Below are 17,211 nucleotides of genomic sequence, written 5' to 3' on the forward strand. Positions count from 1 at the left end.
AGACGAGGGGATCGCCGACGACGCTGTCGAGCCCGATGAGCCGCGCAACGTTTTCGCAATGACTTCGGCGCGCACTCTCCCGTCTGGTGAGCGTGACCGGCGCCGGCTTCAGGAGGACATGATCGATGACACGGGTAGCGGCGGTTCGAATCCGGTCGAGGTACGTCGCACACGAGCGGCCCCGACCAGCCACAATGCTGGATCGGGGCCCTTCTGCGTTTGTCCGGCTGATCCGGTGGAGATGGTGACCAAGGATCAGCGCACCGGTTCGGCGATTCCGTCCTTGGGGAGCATGCGCCGACTGGCCTCGCCGAGTCCGTCGGCGATGGCGGTGAGCTGCTCGCGGGTCAGCACGTCGATCAACAGCTCTCGCACGAGCGCGACATGCCCGGGGGCGGCGCGTTCCAGGAGCTTCCTTCCCTCGTCGGTGAGGGCGGCGTAGACGCCGCGGACGTCGATCGTGCAGGGCGCGCGATGCACCAGGCCCGACTTCTCCAGCTGGGAGATCTGGTAGGTGAGCCCGCTCTTGGAGTTCAGCAGGCTGGCGGCCAGCTCGGTCATCCGCATCGCGTTGCCCTCCGCGGCAGCGAGCTGGACCAGGATCTCGTACTGCAGGTGTGAAAGGCCGACCTCGTCCCTCAGCTGCTGGTCGAGGCGGCGGTCCAGCAGCGCGCTGGTGGCGAGGAACGCCTGCCAGGCGCGCATCTCCTCGTCGTCGAGCCACTTCGGGTCAGCCATGCGACCAGCCTATCCCCAGATTTGTTCAAATTCGAATCTCCTGCTACCTTCTCGAAGTCGTTCGAACTCGAACGACCCGACCCGAGGAGCGCCCGACATGGAGTACACCGCACACCCGCGCCGCCCGCTCGGGCCGGAGGCCGCGACCATCAGAACGCAGGTGCAGGTGCCGTTGCAGTTCGCCGACGGCTACGCCACGACCGCCCACGTCACGACCTTCCGCGGCCTCGCCGACGGTCAGGAGCACCTGGCGTGGGCGTTCGGCGACCCCGCCGACTCGGGACTCCCGCTGGTGCGTGTGCACTCGGAATGCCTGACCGGGGACGTGTTCGGGTCCGCCCGCTGCGACTGCGGCCCGCAGCTGCGCGAGGCGGTCGAGCGGATCGCGACCAGCGGCGGCGTGCTGCTCTACCTGCGGCAGGAGGGCCGCGGCATCGGCCTCTACAACAAGCTCGACGCCTACGCGCTGCAGGACGCCGGCCTGGACACCTACGAGGCGAACACCGCTCTGGGCTTCGCCGAGGATGCACGCGACTACACCGTCGCGGCGCAGATGCTGGCCGCTCTGGGCGTCACGCGGCTGGACCTGCTCACGAACAACCCCGACAAGGCGGGCCAGCTCCGCGAGCTGGGCGTCGCCGTCCGGCGCACGGTCCCGACCGGCGTGTTCGCCAGCGAGAGCAACCTCCGCTATCTCCACGCGAAGGCCGAGCACACCCAGCACACGCTCGCGCTCCCGGTCGGGCCGGGGTCGGCCGTTCTCGCGGGCTGAGCGCGCTCATCACCGACCTGACCCACCAGATCCGAGGAGAGATGTGATGCGAGCTGTCGTGATCAAAGGGTTTCCGCTCCGAGCCGGAGCTTGTGGAGGTTCCGGTGCCAGAGCCGGGACCCGATGAGATCCTGGTCCGGATCCATGCTGCCGGGCTGAACCCTTTCGACTGGAAGGTGGCCGATGGTGCCCTCGAGGGCGCGGTCGAGCACTCCTTCCCGCTCGTCATGGGCTCCGATGGCGCGGGCGTGGTCACCGCCGTCGGCAGCGGCGTCACCGCCTTCCGACCCGGCGACCGCGTCTACGGGCAGTTCATGAAGCTCTCGAAGGGCCGGGGCTCGCACGCCGAGTACGCGCTCGGCGACGCGGACGGCAAGGTCGCCACGATCCCGGACCACCTGTCCTTCACCCTCGCCGCAGCGCTGCCCACCGCCACCGTGACGGCCTACCAGGCGGTCCAGGCGGCCGCGCTCCAGCCGGGTCACACCATCCTGGTCAACGGAGCCTCGGGTGGTGTCGGCCAGTCCGCGGTGCAGTTCGCCGCCGGCCAAGGAGCCTGGGTGGTGGCCACCGACCGGGAGACCTGAGAGAGCAACTGCGCGAGCTCGGCGCCGACCACATCATCGACTTCACCGCGGCACCCACCATGGACCAGGTCCGCGCGGCTCACCCCGGAGGCATCGACGCCGTGCTCGACCTGGTCAGCGGACCCGGCGAGCCCAACCCGTTCGCCGCGCTGCTGCGCCCGGGCGGAGTCCTCGTCAGCACCAATGGGGCGGCCGACCCCGAACTCCTCCCAACGCAGGGCCGCACCGGAGTCAACTTCTACAGCAACGCGACCCGTCATGACCTCGAGACCCTCGCCGGGCTCGCGGCCGATGGCCGGATCCGCGTGCGGATCGACGCCGAGGTCCCGCTGGCCGAGGCACCGGACGCCGTCGCGCGCGCCCGCACCGGGCAGGCCAGCGGCAAGACCGTGCTCGTCACCTGAGTATCTCAATGGGTGGCCGGCGGGCCATGGCGCCGGCTGTTGACCCCTCGCCCGACTTTGCCGTTGCCGGCCTCAACCTCGTGTCATATCGGTGTCACAGACCGGGTCGAAGCCGTCTCTCATGCAGGCCAGCCCGCCACGTCCGACGGACTGCAAATCCGTCGGCTTTGCCTTCGAAGGTTCGAATCCTTCACCTGCCACATCAGGGAGAACGGGCCCCTGACCAGCGGAAACGTTGGTCAGGGGCCCGTTTGCTCTGTCCGACTGTGTCCGGCCAGAACCGGCCCTCCATGGCCATCTGTGTCCAATACGTGTCCGAGTTTGCCGTCTACGGCCGCTTGACCCGCCCGGAGCGCCGCCTCGATCCGCGCCTTCGCGACCGACTCCTGACCGTCGAGACACGAGGCATACACCCGCAGGAGCACCGCAACACTGTGACCGTCCCCGCTCTTCAACGCGTACATCATCAACAACACCGACGTCTTCTTCGGCTACTACCCCGTCGTACGACACGACGTCCGCATCGAAGGGAAGAAGCGCACGATCCTGGACCCAATGGGGAAGGACTCAGTGCTGTTCCAGCACATCGACGACGGCGACCCCGACTCCACCGGCTCCCAGTTCGTAGCCCAGACCCGGGCATGGTTCGACAGCATTTGGGACACCATCGCCACCCCATCACCATGACGGCGCCTCTCGTGCTGCTGAACTCCGCGCAGGCCGTGTTGCTGGACTTCGACGGGCCGATTGCGGAGCTGATGCCACCGCCGGTGAACTCTGAAGCTGCAACAGCAGCTCGCCAGATCCTTGCCGGCATCGAACTGCCCTACGAGATCGAGACCTCGACCGACCACCTCGCCGTGCTGCGCTGGGCGCGAATTGCGATGACGGCGTTCTCCTTGGGGTCGAAGCGGCATGCACCGGCTGAGGTCCAGGCAGCAGAGGTCTGCGCTGCCAGCGTCCACGCGGCCGCCTTCATGGAGTTTGGACACAGCCGGGACCTCCCCCTCGCCATCGTCAGCAACAACTCCTCCGACGCGGTTCGAACGGCCCTTGCGCGATGGCATTGGCTGGACAGGATCGCCGCCTTCGCATGCCGCACTCCTGATGCCATCGACTGGATGAAGCCCAGCCCACGCTTGCTCCTGCTCGCCGCCGACGTACTCCACGTCAACATCAGCAGAACCGTGTTCGTAGAGGACGCGGTTTCCGACGTCGTCGCTGCGAAGGCGGCAGGCGCGCCCCTTATCGGCCTAGCCAAGAGCGAGGCCAGAGCGAACGAACTCGGCGAAGCCGGCGCCGACCTGGTCGCGGACCTGCGAGACGGATCCGCCCTCGGGCTCGGTGGTCTGGGATAACCAAGGCCTACTCAGGGCACGCACATGAGCCCGGACAGCCGAGGAGCGGATGGTTTCCTGGGACGGCTGAGAGCTCGTGCTGGGAGGGGCAGGCACCCGTTCAGGTCATCGTCAAGCGGGATGGGCCGTGACCAGCTGCGAGGTCCAGAGGTGGCCGAGCCAGGTGGCGAAGCGCTCGTCGGGCCATCCGCTTTCTGCGACGAGCCGCTTCCAGAGTGTGCCGTCCATTGTTGCGGCCAGCACGTCACGGCACTCGGCTTCGCTGACCGCGAGCTGCCCCGTGGCGGCCGCGGCCGCGGCGTACTTGGTGCATGCGTCGAGCCGCTGCTGGTCCCACTCGGCGAGCATCGCGCCGGCTGCGGACTCGCTCGCGGCGGCACCCTGCAGCGCTGCCAGCAGTGGAGCGATGCGCCGGAACACCGCCGTGATGACGACGGCGTGCTGGACGAAGCGGGTCGCGAGGTCCGGTTCGGCGAGCACGGCGCGGATCTCCGGCCGGTCCAGAAGACGGACGTCTTCCTCGTCGCCGCGGAAGCTGACATACCAAACTTGGCGCAACAGCGTGTGCTTGTTCCGGAACGCCGCGTAGACCGTCTCGATGGCGACACCGGCCGTCGAGGCGATCTCGGCGATCGTGGTGCGGCCATACCCCTTCGCGACGAACAACTCGTGCGCTGCCTGGATGATGCGCAGACGGGTCTCGGCCGCCTGCTCCTGCCGACGGGTCGAGTTGTACTGCCTCTTGACGGACTTCGACATTAGATGCACCCTAACTGTATTGATAACAATCTAACAGTATCGGAGGTGTGTCATGGCTACCGCGACCGAGCGGTTCCTCGACGAGATGCTGCCCCGGCAGCGCGCCGCGGAGCAGGCCATCCACAACGGCGACGCCGAGCCGCGCCTCGCGCTGTGGTCTCGCACGGACCCGGTCACGGTGTTCGGCGCGAAGATGTCCAGCTCCGGCTGGCCCAACCTGGAGCAGATGTTCCGGAAGGTCGCATCGTGGTTCTCCGACTCGTCGGAATACGAGTTCGAGGTCATCGCAGCCGGCGCCAGCGGCGACCTGGCCTACACGGTCGGCTACGAGCACAACCGGGTGAAGGTGGACGGCCAGCCGCGGACCTACACATTGCGGGTCACGCACGTCTACCGGCGCGAGGACGATCAGTGGCGAATCGTGCACCGGCACGGAGACGTCCTGCCCGAGGACGACCGTCCGATCTGATCACTGGGCGTCGGCTTTCACCACAAGCCACCGCGAACTGGAGCGTTCCCATGAGCAACTCCCTGCCTTCGTTCCTGGCGACAGACCCTGACGTCTATGAGCACTTCATGGGGCGCTGGAGTGCCCGGCTGGCGGAGCCGTTCCTGGAATTCGCCGGGGTCACGCGCGGCGACAGGGTGTTGGATGTCGGCTGCGGCACCGGCACCATCTCGTTGGCTCTGGCAGCGCTTGGAGCCAGGACCGTTGGCGTGGATGCGTCCGAGTCGTACCTCGACGGGGCGCGTCGTCTTCGATCACATCCCAACGTCACCTACGCTCACGGTGACGCCTGCCGCTTGGCGTACTCCAGCGAGTCGTTCGATGCCTGCGTCTCGACCCTTGCGATCGATGTCATTCCGGAGGTCGAGCTGGTGGCCACCGAGATGCGACGAGTCACCCGTCCAGGCGGGGTCGTGGCCTGCGGCACCTTCGACTTCTGGGGCGGCAATTCCGTGCTCGACCTGGTTCTGGACACAGGCGCTGTGCTGGATGAGGGCATCCGAAGCCTGCGAGCGCAGATCAAGGCCCGCCCCATCGTGTGGGCGAACGGACAGGCCAACCTCTGGGCTCGGGTTGGGCTCGTCGAGGTCCTGGAGGTGCCGATCGTGCTCAGCTTCGACTACAGCGACTTCGAGGACTACTGGTCCAGCTTCTCGACCGGTCCGACAAGGGTTGCTCAGCGGCTGACGGCTCTGCCGTCCGGCCTGCGGAGCGAGATCGAGCAGCATGTGCGCGCCGGTTATCTGGCTGGCCTGCCGGATGGGCCTCGATCGTTTGCCGGCATCGTCAGAGCGGTGCGAGGGAAAGTCCCGGGGTGAACGCTCCTAACGCATGCGCGCGGCTTAACGCCGCCTATCGGTGCGTGATGCTCCCAGATCGAAGAGCGATGCTACGGTCCAGCACCACCAGTTTCGGGGCGCCTCCCTAGGCGCCAACGGTCCAGAGACCTGGCTGAGGTGCGCTCCCGAAGGGGTCGGGTCCGTCGCTATAAAGGGCCAGGCGACGCCCGCCTGGGGACCAGGCCGGCGTCAGGTCGAGCTCGGGGGTGCCCATGACCATGCGCAGCCCTGATCCGTCAGGCCGGATGGTCCAGACGTCGATCCCTTCGCGGTAGGGTCCCGGCCAGTGGGTGAATGCGAGTCGTCGACCGTCGGGTGACCAGTCGAAGCCGCTCTCTGCGCCAGGGGTCCGCGTCACGCGCCGGATCTCCCCCTCGAGACGGAACGATCATGAGGTCGCAAGACTTCCCGCCGCTGAAGGCGATCCACTTCCCGTCTGGTGACCTGCTCGGTCCGAGGAAGATACAGCCGTTGCCTGTGCGTGGAATGCGAGTTCGCTCGCGACTGCGCAGATCGACGATCATCAGTGATTCGTACGTGCCCCAGGCCAGCCGGCGACCATCGGGTGACCATGTGAGGGCCCCCAACGGCCCCTCGGCGAAGGAGCGCCCCACGCGCTCTGTCTTGAGCGTTCGGACGTCCATCACCCACGCGACCCCTGGATATCCAAACCAGTCATGGGTGGCGTAGGCGATCTGGGAGTGATCCGGGGACCAGGTCACTTCGACGACGTGACCACTCGACGTGAGCTGACGGACGCGGCGGCCGTCGGGACGCACGGTGAACAAGTCGAATCCGGCCTCGGAGGCCGCGAAATAGGCGATCCTCGGTCCGTCTGATGCCGGCACGACGGCGGGCGTGGGATCCGGAGCGGAGCTCGGGCGCCAGCTGGGGCGCCAGCTGGGGCGCGAGCCTTCACGGACGACGAACTGGGCGTGCGTGCCGTCGGGGTTGACCGTCCAGATGCCTGCCTTGTCCGTGTACAGGGCACCGTCGCTCTGCATCGCGACGCGCCGCCCGTCGGGGGACCAGCTCGGGGATCCCTCGTTGCCCTTGCTGCGCGTCACCTGGGTCTTCCCGGTGCCGTCGGGACGGATAGACCACAGGCCTCCGCTGAACTCCCCACCCCTTCCACCGTAGACCTCGGTGTAGAGGATCGTCGTGCCGTCGGGCGACCACGCCGGACTCACTGCGAAGGGCTCCGTGTTGGGAATCGCCGCGAGCCGCGATCCGTCCGGTCTCACGCGGAACAGCTGCGTGGCATTGACGTATTCGGCATCCTTCTCGGAGCTGACCCGAGTGAGTGCGATCCAGGTACCGTCCGGAGACCACGACGAGTCAACGACTCGCGGCCAGTCGTCGGTGTGGCCCACCACGACGCTCTGCGTGTCGTCACGCAGGTTGAGGGAGCAGAGGTCCCTGCTCCTGTGGGGCACGCGTAGCTCAACCGCCGTCCGTCTGGAGCCCACGCCGCGTTCGTCCCATTCACGAGGCGCCGCTGAGAGCCGCCGAGGGCGTCCATCAGCCAGATGGCCTCGCCCCGCTCGAATGCGATCTCCGTGCCATCAGGGGACCAGACCGGGTCGTCGCCACCGGTTGTCGTGAGCTGCCGCCGGTGCGACCCGTCGGGGTTAATGTTGAAGACATCGGTCTGTCCGCTCGCGGGGTCGAATGCCGCGTAGGCGATCATTCCGATCTTTCCAGGGACGACCGGGGGCGCTGAACGTGATGGGTCCTGAACGGCACGGGGCCGCTGATTCGGGGCCTCGATCGAACCTCTAGCACCCAGGGCCAGCGACGCGCTGATGGTCAAGAGGACCACGGCGATGAGGAGGCGTCGCATGTGTGCCTCCGTCCGGAACCGTGCAGTCCCATGCCCATGTCAGGCACAACAAAGCAGGCACAACAAAGACGGTACGCGCGTAACACAGAGCGGACCATAGACAATTGGGTCTGCTGCACGAACTGGTGACAGTCGGGGTTAGGCCGCCTGGGCAGCGGCCGGTGTCATGATCAGCTCGTATTCGACGGGGGTCAACCGGCCGAGAGCGGCTTGGCGACGTCGTCGGTGGTAGGTCATCTCGATCCAGGTCACGGTCGCGATCCGCAGCTCCTCGCGGGTGTTCCACGTCCGTCGGTCGAGGACGTTCTTCTGCAGCAGCGAGAAGAATGACTCCATCGCCGCGTTGTCGCCGGCCGCGCCGACGCGGCCCATTGATCCGACCATGTCGTGACGGTTGAGCTGGTGGACCAGCTTCCTGGAGCGAAATTGCGACCCTCGATCGGTGTGCAGGACACAGCCGGCCACATCCACGCCTTCGGCGTTGCGACGCGCGACGGCGTTGTCGAGTGCAGCGACCGCGATCCGTGACTTCATGCGTGAGTCGATGGAGTAGCCGACGATCCGGTTGGAGTAGACGTCCTTGATCGCGCAGAGGTAGAGCTTGCCTTCGCGGGTCCAGTGCTCGGTGATGTCCGAGAGCCAGAGCCGGTTCGGAGCATCAGCGCTGAAGTTCCGTTCCACCAGGTCGTCATGGACCGGCGGTCCGGCCTTCTGACCGGGCTTCTTGCCGTTGCGTCCGCGTTTCTTCCCGAACGCGGACCACCAGCCGAGCTCGGAGCAGATCCGCCACGCGGTCCGTTCGGCCATCGGCTCGCCGGCGTCGCGTGCCTCATCGAGGAGGAACCGGTAGCCGAACTCGGGGTCGTCACGGTGTGCGTCGAACAACGCGTTGGCCCGGTAGGCCGCGGTCAGCTCGGCAGCGGTGACCGGGTTGGCCAGCCAGCGGTAGTAGGGCTGGCGAGCGATCTCGAGCACCCGGCACGTCACCGCGACCGGGATGCCGTCGGCGGCCAGCTCGCGGACGAGCGGGTACATCATTTTCCCGGCAGGTGTGCCTGGGAGAGGTAGGCCGCCGCCCTGCGGAGGACCTCGTTCTCTTGCTCGAGGAGCTTGATCCGCTTGTTCGCCTCACGCAGTGCGTCGGACTCGTTCGCAGCTTGAGCGGCCGGCGACGGGTTGGCGGAGTTGCGGTCGTCGATGGTGATCCATCGCTTGAGGCATGACGGCGAGATGCCGAAGTCCTTCGCGACCTGGGCCAGGGAGGCATCGGAGTCGCGGTAGACCCGGATCACGTCCTCGCGGAACTCCTTGGGAAATGCCTTCGGCATGGTGCACATCCTTCCAGCGTCGACACACATCGACGCAGATCAGATGTCACCTATCCGTGCAGCAGACCCATTGGACCCAGGACAGGAATGAGTACGTCTACGACCACGTGAAGCGGACCTAGCGAGGGCCGCTCACGCGTTTTTAGCTGAATGTTCTCAACTCGGCACGACCGATCTGCCGCATGAGGGGCGGTTCGACCACCCACGGCGGTCGCGTCGCAAGCACCCGACGTACGAATGCGGCATGAGCGAGCACTTCGAACGTTGAACCGAGCGCTCCAGCGGGAAGTGAGGTAGGCCGATCGACTTTTCCACTGCGACTTGTCGGTGGAGACGACAATCGGTGATCTAGGCCACTCCGTGTTGGTGCGCGCTGCGGGCGGCCCGTTCGTCACCGGCGTCGAGGGCGACCACCACAACGTGGTCGGGCTGAGCCTGTCGTTGCTACGCAACCTGCTGGCGCCGAGTTCGACCTCCCGTGGGTCGACCTCTGGCGGGTCTACTCCGCCTCCACGAACGTGATCGACTCGCGGGCCGCGGCCGCCTGGTCCAACAAGTCCCTCGGTGCGTCTTCGGTCCGGAACATGTCGACCACCACCGTGGTCCCGTTGAAGTCCACGACCCAGAAGTCGACGACGACGAACCGGGGACCCTTGGGAGAAACGTTGAAATAGCTGATGCCGCGTCCACCTACTGGGGTCTCGACCACCCGGTAGATCGAGGCGCCGCAGGCGGCGTCGATCCGGGACCGCAGGTGAATGGTGTTGTGGCCGAACGCCTCCGTCGCTGCGGGCGGCTGGACCACCTCGCTCCGCGGCAGGCGGGCAAGTTGCCGCGCCAGCTGCTGCGGCTCGTTGGCCGCACCCGTAACCTTCCCCTCGTCCAAGCACCCGGAGCCGCCGGCCACCGATTCGACCTGATAGGCGCCGATTCCCGCGAAGCGCTCGCCGGCGTACGCCACCGGGTAGTTCGAGCCCGCCCAGTTCGCACCCTCGACGGTCAGGTCGGCTTCGATCACTTCGGAGTCCGCATCGAAGCCCACGAACGTCCGGTATGTGCCGGGTGCCGTCGGGCCCCCGTTCGTGTCCGCCCAGTCCGGCGGAACTGCCGCCGACTCGGACGGCTCGCTCGGCCCGCTAGCGACGTCAGCGTCGGGATCATTGCCACCGATCTGGGTGACGCCGTAGACGCCCCCGGCGACGAGCAGGACCGCCGCGGCGGCGAGGCCTCTGCGCATCGTGTTGCGGCGGCGGAGGCGGTCTTGCCCCCGATTGACCATGCCTCCGATATCGGGTGTGGGTGTGGTGCGCATTTCCGCCTCCTGGCTGAGTACTGCTCTGAGTTCCTCTTCGAGATTCATGACTCGCCCAACACCTCCCCGACTCCCGACGCGGCCAGAGCCCGCCGAAGAGCCTTCATCGCCGCTGACGTCTGTGACTTCACGGTGCCCGGCGCACAGCCGAGGACCTCGGCGATCTGTGCCTCGGTCAGGTCCTCGTAGTAGCGCAGCACGATCACGGCCCGCTGCCGCACGGGCAGTGCGCACACCAGGGGCCACAGCAGCGACCGATCGAGCACCCCCAAGTCGATGGCGTCCCCCGCGGTCTCCGGCATCGAATCGGACGGCACCTCGCGCAGCCAGGCTCTACGGCGGCTCGACACCAGCGCGTTTGCCAGCATCCGGCGCACGTACGCCTCGGGGAACTCCATCCGGCTGATCCTCGACCAACTCCCGTACGCCTTCTCGAGCGTGGTCTGGAGCAGGTCCTCGGCCGCGGTCGGCGACGCCGTGAGCAGGTAAGCCAGGCGGTAGAGCGCCGTCCATCGCGCGGTGACGAACTCGGTGAAGTCCGTCTCCGTGCTCATCGCTCACCCCTGTTCGTCACACCCCCTGTAACGCGATGGTGATCGATCCGGTTCGTCGGCGCCGCAGAATGGCTCTTGCCATGCTGTGCCCATCGGCGCACACGCTGAGCGAGGTCCGGGGATGGCGCTTGGGCAGGCGTCGGGACCCGGACATCAGCGCCGAACACCAGTGCCTCCCGACCGTTCTTGAACACCTGACGCGCCAACCGGAGCCGACATTCCTGATATTCCAACGGGCAACCTCAGCCTCCCAGCCGCGCGCCTAACCGGGGCGGCGCCCTTCAGCCGGGAGTATCCGGTCCGCCGATCAGCAAGCGAGTCTGGAGCGCATCGAAGTGCGCACGCTGGTCGACTAGACCCGGATCCACCGGTGGCCTGATGGCGATCGTCTGATCAGGTCCGTGGAGGTGGTGAGGACTTGTTGGTCGCCAGACCTCGCTGTCCGGGAGTTCCCCTTTGGTCCTCGGGTCGCGCACCGGTTGCTGCTGGTCAGGCCTTGAGGGCTGGTGGCGGGTCGCTGGCTCGGTCGAACAGCGCGGTCCAGGCGGTCTCCCTCGAAACCATCCGACCATCGGCAGTTGAGGACGCCTATCGGTTCAGACGGCTCCTGAGAGGATGTGCGCGTGGAGCCGGTTCTGAGTCAGGCACTAGAGCCGATCCTGCATGACCTCGCGCCGGGCTCGTGGCGCCCTGGCTGGAAGACGTCGACTGGACGGGTGACCCCGAATATCCGTCGGAAATGATGTGGCGGCTTGACGGCAGTGGTTCGGGCGTAGCGACCGCCACCATTCCGCTCAAGAACTAGGTGGAGCTTCTGCCGGTGTCTGATCAATAATTACAACTGGCTCACTGCCGTCAACCCAGGCATCGTGGCCAGGGGGAATAACGGATACATCACCTGGCCCGAACTCGTATTCCTTGCCATCTTCCATCTTAATGTGCAGTTGGCCGGAGATATGTACAAAATAATGCGGCACCGGGCACAATTCAGTATCGGCTTGCGGTCCTATATCTTCGGTCCAGCGCCAACCGGGGTAAAAGATTACCCGTTTGAAGGTCGTGTCCCCCGCCCTGATAATTGCCACCTTTCCCCGGCCGGGACTTATCTCTTCATCCGGAGATCCAAAATTGCGCTTGACAACGGTAGCCACACACTGGAGTGTATCTGCCTTCCTGCCGGGCGGAGGCTCGTCCGAGCCCAGTGACACTCATTGGCCGGGCCTCGACGTGTGCGGCCGCTCATCGGCACGATCGCGCGGAACGCGGCAATTCAGGTCGTTGGCGGCACACAGACTTCCACGGCGGACATGATTGTGCCGTGGCGACTCCCCATTAAGCCTGACTAGGTTGGTCGCCAGGCCGGCGACCTTGCACGAAGTCGCGCGCTGCGTCCGCAAGCGCCGGCCATGCCTTGTGGACGCTCGGGTAGACAGCAACCCAGGTGGGGCTGGTGCGGCCATGGCCAGGGTCGAAGAGTTCGCCGCTGTTGGCTGAGATCAGTTCGGCGACTCGGTCGGCGGGAAGTTTGAACACCAGATTCTGCCGCCAGGGAAACATGAAGACCTTGCCCTGTGCGCAGAGCGCGGTTGTCCCGAACATCCGCTTCTCGGTCACCAACTCGTCGCGCAAGAGTTCGGTTCGTCGCTGCTCGTAGAAGGCCGCTGCGGCGTCTTCGCCCGGGTGCTTGGCTCGGCATCGCCGTCAGCTCTCGACGTGCTGCTTCAATCCTGCGAGGATGCCGCGCTGGGTCTGATGGAACTTGCGACGAATCATTGGCAGCATGAGCCTGCTCAGCAGTGTGCTGGGTTGGAAGACGCTGCGCGCGACGACCCGGGTTTCCCTGTCCCCGTGCGGCTCGAGGGTGAACCCTGCGCTCCAGTCCGAGACCATCCGCGAGAAGCCGGTGCTGTCCTTCTCGACCGTCCACATGATTCTTCGACCCTCGTCGAAATTGGTGCACCGCTCCGCGGTCCTACCGGGCTTCTTCCCGACCATAACGTCGCATTCGCGGACGGCACCGAGCGTGTGGTCGCCGATGATACGGGTGAGTGCCGGATGCCATTGAGCGTGTCTCGCCGGGTCGCGAATCGCGTCCCACACGTGAGCAGTTGGGGCCGCTACTAAGAGCTCGTCCTGGATGTCCTCCACCCCGGGTCACCTCCCGCGGGTCTCTCGCGTCTCACGCTAGGGCGACCGCTTGCGAAATGCACGTGAAGAATGGCATGCCCCTATGCGAACGGCGACGCGGCGCTCCGACTGCCCGATCAGCTTCGCGCTGGACCTCTTTGGCGACAGGTGGTCACTGCTTGTCATGCGTGACCTGTTGTTCCAGGAGAAGGACCAGTTTCCGCGACTTCGCAGCATCGGAGGAGCGGATCGCCAGCAACATCCTCGCCGACCGCCTGCAGCGACTCGAGCACGCCGGGCTGATCACGAAGGTGCCCGGGCCCGGCGGCCGAGAGAGGACTGCATACCGCGCGACCGACAAGGGCAAGGACCTGATCCCGGTCCTGCTGGCGATGATGCTCTGGAGCGCCCGACACGACCCGGACACCGGCGCCCTCGAGCAACTGGTTGCTGAGCTGGAGCGAGACCAACGAAGGGTGGCGCGTCGGGTGCGACGCGATGGCAGTATCCAGGCGTACCTCCGGAACCTCCAACCGGTCGCCGAATGATCGGGCGCTACGTCTCGACACCGGAGTGGCGCGTCTCCACCCGGCGTCGAGCCTAAGAGGCGGTACAGGCGCGCATCTTCGACATCGGCGGCTGACGGAACAAGCAGGGGCCGGTGCTCAGTCGGTATCCGCAGCGGGGAACGCTGTCGCGACGATCGCGAAGAAGATCACCAGTAGGCCAACGACGATGGCCACGACGGCAAGCCGACGGTGCGCTCCACCCAAGCTTTGAATGCCGAGCCGGATGCCGCCACCCGCCACGATCGCGGGAAATCCCAGCCAGGAGGCCGGAAGCGCCAGCACTACGGCGGCTCCACTGTGGATCAGCGCGGCCTTATGGACGGATCCGGGATTGCGCACTGCACGCGGCACCGTGAAACCAAAGACGACGAGCGTGGTCACCACGCTGAGGACGAGGGTAACAAGGAAGGTTGCCGGGTCCACAGGAAAGGAGTTGTCGTCTGAACCGCGTTCGTTGCCCCACAGGTGGTCCCACGCCATCAGCCCGACCGTCAGCAGGAGGACACCAATAGCGATCGGAATACTCCCGATCGCCGACCCGCGGGCGGTAGAGGACGATCCCACGCCACCAGCGTCGAGGCTCTTCAAATGAGGCGTCAAGAGGTGCATCGAACGGGACCGTTCGATCGTGCCGATCCCACCGCTGATCGTGCCGATCCCACCGCCGCAAGCGGTCGCTCATCGGCAGGACCGCGCGAACAGCGGCATGAGCGGACGCGGGACACACTCGGTCGTTCGCCCTTCTGTTGCCGCCGGTAGAACAGCACGTCTGTGCTCGGCGACACCGTCCGGTACTGCGCATCCCGTCCTATTCACCCACGCTCATGCTCGAGTCGGCGATGCTACTGCCAGCGCTGTCGACGACGCCGCGGGGAACGGGGCGGGCCATCTCAGGAAGGGAAAGGCAAATTTGTGCGTTTCAGGCGCCGATCCGAGGTTGGTCTGATTGCATGTGCGCATTGCCAGCGGCTCTTGGGAGAATCATGGATAACAGCGAATGCGTCACCGTGCCCGGCCTCCCCTCTGTGGACGGATGCTGACCGGTGGGGTTCCTTAGTCGAAAAAGTCCGACGTCGACCACCTCGGAATCCAGTGCGGCCCCCACTCGCTCGCCGGAGGTCCCCCTCCAGAACCCGGGGCTCCCCGAACACGATCTGCGCCAGGTTACCTACACACTTACGACCGGATTCGGCCTCACTGCTGTCGTCTACGGTCCGGGGGATCCGGTCGCATGTTTCGACGCAGTCTGTGCCCAAGTGCCTGTCGTTGCGGAGAGCACATCGGGCGGCCCCGGGCTAGGACTCATGCAGGGCAGGCAGGAACTGCCTTGGTCCATGGTCACCGGCCCGGTCGGCACCGCCATGCACATCTACGGATCGCCAGACGTCGACAGCGACTGGTTCTTCCGCGCTGTCATGCAACCGCTTGACCACGTCGCCGCACCTTGGACCAAGGAAGTCGTCTTTATGACCGGGACGGGCAGCCCCGCAGTTGCAAACGTATTCAACAGCGCCACGGCTGGCGTGCCCGTCTGGGAAATTCCTAGGCTCGGTCTCACACCTCCCGAGCCTCCCGCGCATCCCTTCCCCGAGTCGGTGGCAACCTTCCTTCTCAACTCCGGCTGGCACGAACTCGACGGTCCCGTCTACAAGGGCGTGCTCGACGTCGGGGGTGGTCGGAGCCAGGTGTTGCTGGTGGGCAGTGCTGACCAGGAGAACCTCGGCTTGATGTCGCCCATCTGCAAAGCGGTTGGCGACCAGGTGCCACCTGTCGTGGCCCTCGCGGCCGCGAACGCGGGCTACCGCACGAGTGTGATCGTGGATCTGGTCATGCTCGAGACGCTGATGCCGAAACTGGAGGCCGCGGCGGATCAGCATGACCTTGTCAATCGCCTAACGGCTCTCGGGCACGCCGCTGACCTGTTGGAGCAACAGTTCGCCGAGGGCGACGAGTTCTAACGGAGACTCGCGGCCCCCCCGAGTCCACCCAAATTGCGGAACGGGCGCACAACTCACCTTCGATGGAATCGATTGGAGTCACGATGTTCAAGACCGAAGCTCAGAAGACTGCGAGCGGGAATTACGACGTTCAGGCAACTTGCACCAAGGGCCACACCTGCTTCAAGAAGCGGGGCGACCGGGACACCTATAAATGCCCGTACTGCGGGAATGACGTCCCCTGATCGCCAGATCCTTCGGACTGGTGGACAACACACAGTCGTTCGCACTGCGCCGAGTCAGGACCAATCGGACGCAACATCGGGAGCGCATTCGTTTGCCCCGGTCTCTGAAGTGAAAGGTAACAATCCAATGGCCTTCATTGCCAAGTACTTCGAGTTCCCAGGCGAACTCGATGAACTGCACGCGTCGATCTGCGGCGTCGTCGGTCGCTTGCACGAAACCGACAACGTGCCCCACGGCTACCACGGCATGGACCAATACTGGAGTTTCGCCGTCGGAAGTTTGACGGGCCAGGTCATGGTTCAGCGGGCGCCGGACAGGTTGAAGGTCGTGGTGTTCACCATGCCGAACATCCTTCAGAAGTCGAAAGCGCGCGAGTTGTTGGACCGTGTGGTCACACTCCCTGGGGCGCAGGCCCGCCCTTTCCCTGGGGGCAAGGGCGGACTCCTATCGTTCGTCTGACCACTTCAGGCGTATCGCTGACATGAGGCGTGCACGCTGGTGGACGAGTGGGGCTCCCGCGAGCACGGGTGGGTTCCGGTCAGTCGCCGGCCCCGGTCGTCTTGGGGGTTTTCTCCTTTCGTAGCCGATCGTTGGCTACCCACATCCGCCGGTCAGCCCAACCGCTCATCGGCTGCTTGTTTCATTGACCCCAGGACCGGTGCCTGGCGAGGCTCGGTCCAGGCGCCCGGCTCGTCGCTCTCATTTCGGCTGCCCACGCTGGTCGTGTGGCTCTCATTTGGCCTGCGCTGGCCGGGCGTCGCCAGAGTCAGGAGAGGCTCAAGAGGGGTTTGCCCAGCTCGAAGCAGCGTTGCCCTCCCGGCTCGACAACCCACCAACACGTTCGAGCAACGGAGGACTCGATGAGCTCCACAACGACACCAGACTCACCCGGCGTGGTGATCGGGATGGACCCGCATAAACGCTCCGCGACCATCGAGGTCATGTCGGCCGACGAGGCCATCCAAGGCGGCGGTCGGTTCGCCACCGACACCGATGGCTACACCGCCATGCTGCGCTACGGCAGGCGGTGGCCGGACCGGGTCTGGGCGATCGAGGGCTGCGCCGGCATCGGCAAGCACATCGCCAACCGGCTGCTGGCCGACGGCGAAGAGGTCGTCGACGTGCCGCCGAAGCTGTCGGCCCGCGCCCGGGTGTTCGCCACCGGACAGGGCCGCAAGACCGACGCCACCGACGCCCACTCCGTCGCCCTGGTCGGCACCCGGATGACCGGGCTGCGGCCGGTGGTCAACGACGAGCAACTCGCGGTGCTGCGGATCCTGGTCGACCGCCGCCGCTCCCTAGGTGAGGACCACACCCGAATGACCTCCCA

The 17,211-nt window shown here is 66.0% G+C and carries 21 protein-coding genes; 11 read left to right on the forward strand and 10 right to left on the reverse strand.

Annotated features, from left to right (window positions below; all coding sequences use genetic code 11):
* Positions 1-255: 255 nt before the first annotated feature.
* The gene (locus DDE18_RS21575; protein ID WP_116574487.1) at positions 256-738 is read right to left on the reverse strand and encodes a MarR family winged helix-turn-helix transcriptional regulator; all 483 of its coding nucleotides are present in this window, start codon (positions 736-738) and stop codon (positions 256-258) included.
* A gap of 97 nt (positions 739-835) precedes the next feature.
* Here DDE18_RS21575 and DDE18_RS21580 point away from each other — a divergent pair, with 97 nt between their 5' ends.
* The 5 genes from DDE18_RS21580 to DDE18_RS21595 all read left to right on the forward strand — a co-directional run bounded on the left by DDE18_RS21580 (position 836) and on the right by DDE18_RS21595 (position 3,859).
* Positions 836-1,510 (forward strand): GTP cyclohydrolase II, encoded by a 675-nt coding sequence (locus DDE18_RS21580; RefSeq protein ID WP_116574489.1) that lies wholly within the window; start codon positions 836-838, stop codon positions 1,508-1,510.
* A gap of 104 nt (positions 1,511-1,614) precedes the next feature.
* Complete coding sequence (locus tag DDE18_RS23515; protein WP_211754689.1) at positions 1,615-2,097, forward strand: NADP-dependent oxidoreductase; 483 nt, start codon at positions 1,615-1,617, stop codon at positions 2,095-2,097.
* 8 nt (positions 2,098-2,105) lie between these two features.
* Complete coding sequence (locus tag DDE18_RS23520; RefSeq protein ID WP_281258425.1) at positions 2,106-2,501, forward strand: zinc-binding dehydrogenase; 396 nt, start codon at positions 2,106-2,108, stop codon at positions 2,499-2,501.
* Between the two features lie 555 nt (positions 2,502-3,056).
* A complete protein-coding gene (locus DDE18_RS24120; RefSeq protein WP_281258424.1) occupies positions 3,057-3,188 on the forward strand; it encodes a hypothetical protein in 132 nt (43 codons plus the stop codon).
* 11 nt (positions 3,189-3,199) lie between these two features.
* A complete protein-coding gene (locus DDE18_RS21595; protein WP_165821310.1) occupies positions 3,200-3,859 on the forward strand; it encodes an HAD family hydrolase in 660 nt (219 codons plus the stop codon).
* A gap of 111 nt (positions 3,860-3,970) precedes the next feature.
* On the opposite strand, the gene DDE18_RS21600 is transcribed toward DDE18_RS21595, so the two are convergent.
* A complete protein-coding gene (locus DDE18_RS21600) occupies positions 3,971-4,618 on the reverse strand; it encodes a TetR/AcrR family transcriptional regulator (RefSeq protein WP_116574492.1) in 648 nt (215 codons plus the stop codon).
* A gap of 52 nt (positions 4,619-4,670) precedes the next feature.
* Here DDE18_RS21600 and DDE18_RS21605 point away from each other — a divergent pair, with 52 nt between their 5' ends.
* Positions 4,671-5,087, forward strand: coding sequence for a YybH family protein (locus DDE18_RS21605; protein ID WP_116574494.1), 417 nt, complete (start codon positions 4,671-4,673; stop codon positions 5,085-5,087).
* Between the two features lie 50 nt (positions 5,088-5,137).
* Complete coding sequence (locus DDE18_RS21610) at positions 5,138-5,944, forward strand: class I SAM-dependent methyltransferase (RefSeq protein WP_116574495.1); 807 nt, start codon at positions 5,138-5,140, stop codon at positions 5,942-5,944.
* Between the two features lie 257 nt (positions 5,945-6,201).
* Here DDE18_RS21610 and DDE18_RS21620 read toward each other — a convergent pair whose 3' ends face one another.
* The 7 genes from DDE18_RS21620 to DDE18_RS21660 all read right to left on the reverse strand — a co-directional run bounded on the left by DDE18_RS21620 (position 6,202) and on the right by DDE18_RS21660 (position 13,150).
* A complete protein-coding gene (locus DDE18_RS21620; RefSeq protein WP_165821311.1) occupies positions 6,202-7,338 on the reverse strand; it encodes a PD40 domain-containing protein in 1,137 nt (378 codons plus the stop codon).
* A gap of 608 nt (positions 7,339-7,946) precedes the next feature.
* Positions 7,947-9,136 (reverse strand): IS3 family transposase gene (locus DDE18_RS21630; protein WP_116574501.1). Its coding sequence is split into 2 segments (ribosomal slippage): positions 7,947-8,849 and positions 8,852-9,136, totalling 1,188 coding nucleotides; the frame shifts between segments, so codons are not numbered across the junction.
* Between the two features lie 499 nt (positions 9,137-9,635).
* Positions 9,636-10,448: a hypothetical protein gene (locus DDE18_RS21640; protein ID WP_116574503.1), complete on the reverse strand. Its 813-nt coding sequence runs from the start codon at positions 10,446-10,448 to the stop codon at positions 9,636-9,638.
* Between the two features lie 44 nt (positions 10,449-10,492).
* Positions 10,493-11,002: a SigE family RNA polymerase sigma factor gene (locus DDE18_RS21645; protein WP_116574505.1), complete on the reverse strand. Its 510-nt coding sequence runs from the start codon at positions 11,000-11,002 to the stop codon at positions 10,493-10,495.
* Positions 11,003-11,796: 794 nt separating this feature from the next.
* Positions 11,797-12,153, reverse strand: coding sequence for a cupin domain-containing protein (locus tag DDE18_RS21650; protein WP_116574506.1), 357 nt, complete (start codon positions 12,151-12,153; stop codon positions 11,797-11,799).
* A 181-nt stretch (positions 12,154-12,334) separates the two neighbouring features.
* Positions 12,335-12,631, reverse strand: a complete 297-nt coding sequence (locus DDE18_RS21655; protein ID WP_116574508.1) for a TfoX/Sxy family protein — start codon at positions 12,629-12,631, stop codon at positions 12,335-12,337.
* Between the two features lie 72 nt (positions 12,632-12,703).
* On the reverse strand, positions 12,704-13,150 hold the full coding sequence (locus tag DDE18_RS21660; protein WP_116574510.1) for an SRPBCC family protein: 447 nt from the start codon (positions 13,148-13,150) through the stop codon (positions 12,704-12,706).
* 167 nt (positions 13,151-13,317) lie between these two features.
* Between DDE18_RS21660 and DDE18_RS21665 the strand changes: the two genes are divergently transcribed.
* Positions 13,318-13,677 (forward strand): winged helix-turn-helix transcriptional regulator, encoded by a 360-nt coding sequence (locus DDE18_RS21665; RefSeq protein WP_211754690.1) that lies wholly within the window; start codon positions 13,318-13,320, stop codon positions 13,675-13,677.
* 117 nt (positions 13,678-13,794) lie between these two features.
* Here the strand turns inward: DDE18_RS21665 and DDE18_RS21670 are convergent, their stop codons facing one another.
* Positions 13,795-14,307 carry a hypothetical protein gene (locus DDE18_RS21670; RefSeq protein WP_116574512.1) on the reverse strand — a complete coding sequence of 171 codons (513 nt, stop codon included), beginning with the start codon at positions 14,305-14,307 and terminating at the stop codon, positions 13,795-13,797.
* Between the two features lie 725 nt (positions 14,308-15,032).
* Here DDE18_RS21670 and DDE18_RS21675 point away from each other — a divergent pair.
* From DDE18_RS21675 to DDE18_RS21685, 3 genes are all read left to right on the forward strand, one after another.
* Positions 15,033-15,656: a hypothetical protein gene (locus tag DDE18_RS21675; protein ID WP_133241308.1), complete on the forward strand. Its 624-nt coding sequence runs from the start codon at positions 15,033-15,035 to the stop codon at positions 15,654-15,656.
* A gap of 351 nt (positions 15,657-16,007) precedes the next feature.
* On the forward strand, positions 16,008-16,340 hold the full coding sequence (locus DDE18_RS21680; RefSeq protein ID WP_116574516.1) for a hypothetical protein: 333 nt from the start codon (positions 16,008-16,010) through the stop codon (positions 16,338-16,340).
* A 401-nt stretch (positions 16,341-16,741) separates the two neighbouring features.
* Positions 16,742-17,211: IS110 family transposase (locus DDE18_RS21685; RefSeq protein ID WP_211754691.1), on the forward strand; the 470-nt coding region annotated here is incomplete at its 3' end.

This window comes from Nocardioides gansuensis, from assembly GCF_003076135.1.
Lineage (GTDB): Bacteria > Actinomycetota > Actinomycetes > Propionibacteriales > Nocardioidaceae > Nocardioides > Nocardioides gansuensis.